Source organism: Bacillus sp. JJ1521 (assembly GCF_036965165.1).
Taxonomy (GTDB): Bacteria; Bacillota; Bacilli; order Bacillales; family Bacillaceae_L; genus Ferdinandcohnia.
Window position 1 is genome coordinate 22468 of record NZ_JBALOX010000070.1, and the last position, 8526, is coordinate 30993.

Here is an 8526-nt window from a genome sequence, read left to right on the forward strand (position 1 = left end):
ATCATACGGCAGCCTTTTTCTAAGTTTTGTTTTACGCCTTATTCCCAGATCGCGTTTACATTGTTTGTAAGCATTTCTTTTATTTCATTGCTAGCATTACTGTTATTCAAGTGTTTTATGAAATCTTGTAGGTGTTTTGTTGCTTGTTGTACATCGCCTTTGTCATAATGATGCTGTGCTTGTTCTAATCGGTTTGTTAGTTGTTTTGTTAGGGAATGGTCGATTTGTTTTGATTCGAAAAGCTCCGAAACTCGTTTAGATAATGTAGCTGTAGTAACTGTGACTGTCACGGTCAGCTTATTTGATGTAAATTCTTCCCCTTTGTAAGTAACGATTGCCTGAATGTCTGTCTTACCTGCATTTTTCCCGATTATTTTTCCTTTATCTATCGTTGCAACCTGAGGTGAGCTACTTACCCACTCAACGTCATCAACATCTTCTAAATCGACTTCATCTCCGTTTGTGAGAAGGATAGAAAGATTTGTATTCATTTTCTCGCCTTGAAGTACCGTTGAGTCTTCTGCTGAGAGAACCACTTTATCTAGCACAACTTCTCTCTCATAAGTGAGTTTGAAATCATCATAATAAGCGCCTGTTGTCGTAAAGAAATTAGAAGCTCCTGCAAATAATCTTGCATATGCTGCATTTTCTGGTGCTACGACTTTTGCACTTACCGTTTGCCATTGCTTATGGCCGCCCCTCACATGAATGATGTTGACACCATCTATATCCTTCCCAACTTGCTTACCAGCTTCATCAAAATACCGGATAAAGAAGCTTGCACTACCATCTTCCAAATACATTTCAACTGCTCCGGTATACTCAACTCCCGGTTTAACTGGTATTGGATCTGATTGGACAAACACCGTTTCGTTTTGAGCCGCATCCTTAATTTTCAAGGCATTGTCTCCTGATTTCGCCTTTTCATTGGTTACTCCGTAAGAAACATTAGCTGTAAGGCCAAATAACGATGACCAGCCAGGAATACGATTATTTTCTCCTACTGTTTCCTCAAATCCTGCATTTTCAAATGATACCGGAACTGTTTCATATACAGGGTCAACAGGTAGTTTACCACCATCAATGACCGGAATCATTTTTAAATAATGTTTGTCACCATCGACAAAATAGATATTTTGATTCCCTGCGTTATCATATGCTAGTTCGATAAATGTGACTTCAGGTCCAGACTCAATTAAGCTAACATGCTCAAGACTCTCTGATTTCGGATCCACAACTGCTAGTTTTCCTCCAATATCCGTGTACAATAAACCATCTTCACCAAATAGGATATGAACAGGTCTCCACATGCCCCTGTTTTTGATATTCGGATATAGATTCTTTGATTTTACAATTTCGTACGTCTCAGGATTCATTGCGAATAATATTCCGTCAACCGCTCCCCATAGCAAGCCATCTTCATCAAAGGTTAACCCACTTATCATTGGTGGCATATCTAATTCTGGTAAGTTTAGTTCAAATTCTGTTATTTTCTTTTTACCTTTAACATCCCAAACAAACATTTTTGCTTTTTTTGCAGTTGGCTCGATATCCAACCCTCCACGGATTGTGGTAGAACCATAGATTTTACCATCTTTATACGCAAGTCCTACGATACTTTGATCTTGGACAATATTTCTATGTGTCTCTCTTTCTCCTGTAGCAGGATCATAGATTGTCAGCGTTCCGCCAAGTTTTTGATAGTATGGAATGGTGCCGATTAATAATTTATCATTCTCGAATTTCATAATATATGGACGGTCTTGTTCATACTCATCGTATAAGTTAAAAAGTGTTTTAATTTCCAGCGTATCTGTATTCATTTTTTGAATCGATGCACCGGAGTAGATTCCGAAATACATGTCTGAGCCATTTCCGGCAATCATGCCTTCTGCCTGTCCTTGAGAATACGAGGTAGTTTCACCTGTTTTCGGGTTATATCTTGCCCCTTTAGGACCTCCAGGGTAAGTAGTCATGTACAAGTTTCCATCAGGACCAAGCCCAAGACTATGCAAATCTAATGGCAAATTACCATTCATCGCTAAAGGTAAATCGATAATTTTATTGGCATCTAAATCCACTGTCATAATTTCTCCGGATCTTTTTACCGTAACTAGACGTGTATCTGTTGAATCCTCTCCAAAATCAACAAATGCAAGTCCCCGCCATCCTGCAGGATAATATATTCCTGTTTCCCTAGTTTCTAGCGTATCAACATCGATTTCTAGAATATGGCGATTATTGATCACATAGGTTTTGTTATCATTTACGGCTAATTGAGAATAGCCAAACGCCCCATAGTCATCTTCCGAACCATCGCCGATTTTACTGATTACGGTATCCTCGACCCATTCTTGTGTCTCGAGATTGTAAAACAAAATAGCACTTAGTTCGCTAAATCTAACAACGAGGTACTTTCCAGCCACCTCCATGTCATAGGCGAATCCTGCTGCTTCAATCGTTGTTCCTAAAATGTCAGGTGCATTTTTGGTGATTTTCTCCTTTTCAAGGGTCTCGGTATTGATTCGGTATACATTCCCCGTAACCCCCAAGCCTGCATAAAGGTAACCGTTATGGTAGGTCAGCGATCGGACATAGCTAGCGTCGCCCTCTGCGTCCACTTTTCCTAGATCAACAAATGCTTGTTTTGAAACATCATATTTAAAAATTTTTCCTTCTTTTTCTTTATACGTTCCGATATAGACATTTCCATCATCATCGGTTGTGCTGCTCCAAAATTGATGGCTTGCATCTGGAATCCCTAGGTTCTTAACGGATTTGGTCTTTGGTGAATAGCTCCAAAGCTGTCCAGCATTCCCTTCTGCTAATCCAGCAATATAGACGGTTCCATCTGGAGCAATAATATGTGTCCAAACCTGGTTTATTTTCCCTAGTTGCGCATTAAAGAGGACTGTATTTGTTTTCACATCAATGGCATTAAATAATCCTCCATTTGCCGTCGTGTACACCACATCTTTTCCATTCTCTTTCCCAAATACCGCATCAGTAACAACAGCACCTGTAGCAGGAGTACCTAGATTCTGCACTTCTTTAAAACCTCGACCATTCAATTTTGCAACGACAGTCTCATCTTTTTTTGTTTCGGCACTTGCACTAAATTGAAAGAAACTAGTGATTAACACTACAATTAAGAAATTCGAGAACAGTTTTCGAAACCATTTTTTCTGCATTGTAAATCTCCCTTCACCTTATTATGATAGCGCATTCATTTCTTGGAGCTTTTACATACCTCCCTCTAAAAAATAGTTAGCTGCTATACGATATGAAAACCCAAAATCTTTAACCAATTATATATTTCACCTAATTTCGGTAACAAGTCTATAATAAGTCGAGAAGTTGTCTTTATCGTGTCTTTAACATAGATGGGTAAGAGGTCCTAGCCTTTATAAAGGGAAACCTAGTACCATGGGGACGGTTCTACCAGTTCCTTTTATTAAATAGAAAAATGCCTGTCACATGTAAATTCACATATGACAGGCACTACCAATAATTTTCCATAGATTACACTTTAAACTTCTTAATCAATTCTTGTAATTCCCCTGCCATCTGGGTTAAGGATATGGAGGATGCGGTGATCTCTTCCATTGCCGCGAGTTGTTCTTCAGTTGATGCTGACATGCTTTGGGTTCCTTCAGATGTCACCTGTGTGATGTCAGCTACAACTTCCATACTTTTAACTATCTGTTCTGTTCCTGCTGATAATTCATGTACCGCTGATGTTATTTCTTGAATTTGAGAGGTAACCTCTTGTACGGCTAGGCCGATTTGTTTGAATGAACTTCCCACATCCTGGATAAATTCAATTCCATCGGATACTTTTGTTGTTGTGTCGTTCATGGATTGGACAGTTTCCTCTGTATCGGCTTGAATCACAGTAATTAGAGAAGAAATTTGTTGGGCAGAAGCCGATGATTGTTCTGCTAGTTTTCGAACCTCATCTGCAACTACTGAGAATCCTTTCCCGTGTTCGCCTGCTCTTGCAGCTTCAATTGCTGCGTTTAAAGCTAATAGATTAGTCTGATCGGCAATACCTGTGATGACTCCAATGATTTGGTTAATTTGATTCGAGCTTTCTCCTAAGGCTTTCACTTTTTCAGAGAGTTGATTTACCGTTTGACTGATTTCATTCATACGGGTAATAATTCCTGATACTGATTTATCTCCATCAATTGCCTTATCTGAAGCTTCAACAGATGTATTTGACACGATTTCTGAGCTTGCAGCAATTTGTTGTACCAAAGAGGATAAACCAAAGATAGTTTGATTGGTTTCGTCAAAGCTGTTAACCTGTTTGTCAGTCCCAACTGCTACCTCTTGAACGGTTGTTGCAATGACTTCTGTTGCTCTCGTCGTTTCTTCAGAGCTTGCTGATAATTGTTCTGAAGCTGCAGCAACCTGCTCCGCATTCATCGCTACCTGTCTCACTAAAACTCTTAATTTACTAACCATCAGATTAAAGGATGACGCCATTTCCCCTAATTCACCTTTCGTTTTAATTGAGATGGCTTGTGTAAGGTCAGCTTCGCCTTCTGCAATTTCCTTCAAGCGTCGATTCATAATCATAATCGGTTTGTTAATTGACCTGATGATGAGGAATGAAGTAAAAACCCCTCCAACAACGGTTACAAAAGCAACTGCATATAAAATGATCGAACTCCATTGTTGCATCTTTTCCATTGCTTTTGTATCACTGTCAATCGTTTCGTTGACCTTGTTAATGAGTGATTCAACAGAAGGATCGACCAACTCTTTTCTGATCGTTCTTTGTTCTTCCATATGAATCTGAAGGGCTTTTTCATGATCACCCCTTCTGTATGCCTCTACTACTTTTTTATTAGATTCAAAATAGGTTTGTAGGTTATTCCTGATTTCTTCTACTTCTTTTTCATCTAGATTTACTTTTTGAATGTCTGAAAAATAGTGTTCAATCTCTTTTTCTTTCTTCTCAATTCCTGCGACTAGTTCCTCGTCCCCAGTCAGAAGATAGGCACGTTCGTCATTAGATATCCCTGTAAAACGATATTGAATAGACTTCAAGGTTAATTGTAGAGTTTGATTGGTTTCTATCTCTTTATAGACCTTCTCTTTTTCAGTTTGCTGAAATACGGATAGGCCACCTGAACCAACTAGAGCTAACAACAATAAAGAAACTAGTAAACTCAGTTTTGTTTTAATCTTCATATTTGCCCTCTTCCTTTGATGTATAAAATAGATTAATTTCTTCAAAGTTTGACATTTTTCGACTAGAACTATTTTACCACAGAATCCTATTTTTCTGAAAATAAAGAGCACTACGAAGGTACCGCAAGACGTGCTATTGCTCCTCGCTTTGCTTTGGTGATGAGATTTGCAGTTTATTTCGAGGAAGGATATTTAGCCGGGTCTGATTGTGCTTTAACTTGAGGAATTGCGCTTTAACCCAGTCTAATTGCGCTTTAAATCGGGGAATTGCGTTTTAACCCAGCCTAATTGCACCTTCAGCAGGAATAATTGCGTGTAGCACTTTTATCCAGCACGTCAAAAAAGAAGATTAGCAACCCTAATCAAATTGCTAGTCTTCGAGTTTATTAACCGGGTCAAGAGACCTATCTCTGCGATCCAATTTCCTTTTTCAAATACTCAACCGCCGCCTCCAATTGTTCATCTCTGCCTTCTAGTGCTGCTTCACGCGTTCGTTCTACTTTTATATCTGGTTGAACGCCTATCATATGGTGCTGGGAACCGTCTACACTCAGTGCTTGCCAGGCTGTAAACCAGACGCCCATATTTCCTGGTAGTTTTATGAGATTGATTGATCCATTTGTTCCGGCTGTCGGTTCGCCAATCATCGTCGCAAGTCCGTTACTCTTGAATGTTTCAGCATATGTTTCACATGCGCTTATACAGCTTCCATCGATTAAGGCGACATTTTTACTCTTAAAAATTTCATAGATTGGAAGGACTCTTCCCTGATATTCCTCAAAACCCGCTGGAGGCTTATTTGGGTAAATAATTTGCGGATTATTCATTGGCATTGTGTATACAATCTCATCTGATAATTTATGGAGTAGTGGTGACATATCAATTGCAGGGTAACTCCTTAGATCAAAAATAATCCCCTTTGCATGTTGAAGGTCCTCCAATGCTATTTTCAACTGTTCATCCGTCATATAATCGAAATTCAAATAATACATATCGTTCCCAAGGTACTTTAATCCATCTGTGGAAGTACGATTATATCGATCAACCGATGTAGAAAGGTGATACTTCGCTTTTATTTTAAGCTGCTGCCCATCTCGGATAACGGTGAATGATTCTTTTCCCCGCCCATCCAGGTCGACAACAAATCGCTTTAATGTGATATATTTTCGAAAATGTAGTGTTCCTGACCCCCGATTGATGGCTTCATTTATCCACTTTAGAGCTGGTTCCCCAGAGCGTTCAGCAATCACGTCCCCCACTTTAAAAGGAGAATCCTCACTTACAGCGGTAACAACCACCTCTCCATCAAATACATCCGCCCAGAATGGCATATATTCACCTGAATAATACTGCCTGTCAGTTACATTAACGTGACCATCATTAAGCGGTCTGAGCATTTTTTCTAATACATGTTTAAATCCAACATGATTCATTTCATTAGCTGGATGCAATTCCTTAATCGCATTGGTAAGCTGGTGATCCATGTCCACATCCACGATATCATAATACGGATAAAAATATTTCACGATATTCCATACAATGATTGTGTTACTAAGCTGGACAATTGGGTCTGTTGTATCTGCAGAAAAGACATTGATTTGTTTAAGTTGGTTCTGCAATGATGTAAATTTCTGATTTTCATCTTCTCGACTTGTTGACCCTTGGTATGCCGTGAGGGTCAACGGCAATTGGATTTTTAAATCTTGATTAATGGGTTCCTCGATCACGTCTGTTTCATTCGGAAATTGAGAAAAAAGCTGGCGCGTCCTGATTGAAAATTTTTCATAAGCAAACGAATAGTAAACTCGTTTACTTTTAAACTCCCCTTTCAGTATTTCTATTGTAGGTTTATCTTGTGGTTCCTCCTCTGTAAGGAAAGGTAAAAATGTTAGATTTTCTTTTATTTTCAACCCCACGTGCTGCCAAGCAACTAATTCGTATGCAGGATCTCGTAGTTTCTGGTAATCAGGTAAAAATCGCTCATACTCTTCATTAGTACGGTAAATTTTTAAAGTAGGAGCAATTGGATGAAACATCTCCTCCAGGTTTTCTTTTAACTCTTCTGCGTTTTTAGACCCAACGGTTTTTACCATTCCGCAGAGGGCAAATCGATTCCAATCTATCTCCTCCACCTCATCACTCGGATGGAAAAATCGGACATACCCATACAGGTTTGCAAACGCCGTTACATTCGAAAGCTGTCTTTCCTTATCCACCCAAACGTTTGTCCCGCATGCGGTGGTATAGGATGGAATTGGTTTAGGTGGGTTCAGTACGGAACCGCTGATTACTATGACCAGAAAGACCACACACACCATCACTGCAATTCTTGCCATTTTGATTAGTGGCTCTCTTATATGGTCAAACCAGAGCCCCTCGAAAAATAGATGGGAATGGTGGAGAAATCGGTTTTGTTGCTTCGCACTTTTGGTGTGAAATTTTAGGCGCAATCCTTCCCCTAAGAGCTGAAAGGTAACCATCAGGATGGCAATCGCAAGCGCTGGAAACAAGGGAATCCAAAAGGCATGCAAGATTTCAGTGCGCCCGCTCGCTAAAAATGACAACCAATCAAAGTCCTCACTTTGCCATTCATAGTCTCCTACGTCTTTTATAACAAACTTCTGCTTGAAAAAGTAAGAAAACAACGCCAGCTGCCCGGTTAATAGGGTGACACGACCCGCTTCCAAGAAAATGTTTGACATGAAGCTAGGCCATAAATTGGGTAGATAATGTCTTGTGTACATTTGAAAAGGGTTATTCCCCGTGATGAGTCCTGCGTCCATGTACTCTTTTTCGGAGAGCTGGATGATTTGCTGCTGAAACAGGCAGGCCACTCGACCGACCCCAACAAGGGCTATGGTTAGGATCATCAGCTCTTTACGAATCGGCGATGAATCGACGAACGGAGTAGAGAGAATCAACACAACCGCAAGAATGGGTGGCAAGCTCGAAAAAAGATAACTCAGCCATTGGATCATCCAATGTGCAAGACCTTGCTGATTGCTCGCTAAAAAGGAAAGCGGAATCGCTATCAAAAAGGTCAACATTGTAATCTGTAAAATAACCCCAACAGTGTCGTCCAATCCATGAATAAGGACAGAAAAAATATCAATCCCATCTGAATCTGTACCTAGTGGATTTTCGGCGGACGGTGGGAACGGTGCCTTTCCAAATTCACCATTTTCGTAAAATCGTAGACGTTCTGGTTCGAGATCTGTTTTTACTAGACTCGGACCAAATATCATTGTGCACCCAAGTATGATGGTCAACAAAACCCCTATCCGCAAATACCAATTCTTCAAATGAATTCACCTCCTGCTTCCC

3 protein-coding genes and 1 pseudogene are annotated in these 8526 nt (G+C 39.9%); all 4 read right to left on the bottom strand.

Annotation, left to right across the window (positions count from 1 at the left end; translation table 11 throughout):
• Positions 1-38: 38 nt before the first annotated feature.
• A complete protein-coding gene (locus tag V7147_RS11305; RefSeq protein WP_335367960.1) occupies positions 39-3191 on the bottom strand; it encodes an FIMAH domain-containing protein in 3153 nt (1050 codons plus the stop codon).
• A gap of 331 nt (positions 3192-3522) precedes the next feature.
• Positions 3523-4491, bottom strand: coding sequence for a methyl-accepting chemotaxis protein (locus tag V7147_RS25200; protein WP_438824580.1), 969 nt, complete (start codon positions 4489-4491; stop codon positions 3523-3525).
• Positions 4465-5202 (bottom strand): annotated as a pseudogene (locus V7147_RS25205) (MCP four helix bundle domain-containing protein); the annotation flags it as partial. The gene V7147_RS25200 and the pseudogene V7147_RS25205, both read right to left, overlap by 27 nt.
• A 404-nt stretch (positions 5203-5606) precedes the next feature.
• Entirely contained in the window at positions 5607-8504 is a 2898-nt protein-coding gene (locus V7147_RS11315; RefSeq protein WP_335367962.1) for a S41 family peptidase, read from the bottom strand.
• Between the last annotated feature and the right edge of the window lie 22 nt (positions 8505-8526).

Coding starts and splice junctions, on each gene's coding strand:
- V7147_RS11305 (WP_335367960.1), bottom strand. CDS start 3,191: ATGCAGAAAAAATGGTTTCGAAAACTGTTCTCGAATTTCTTAATTGTA.
- V7147_RS25200 (WP_438824580.1), bottom strand. CDS start 4,491: ATGGCGTCATCCTTTAATCTGATGGTTAGTAAATTAAGAGTTTTAGTG.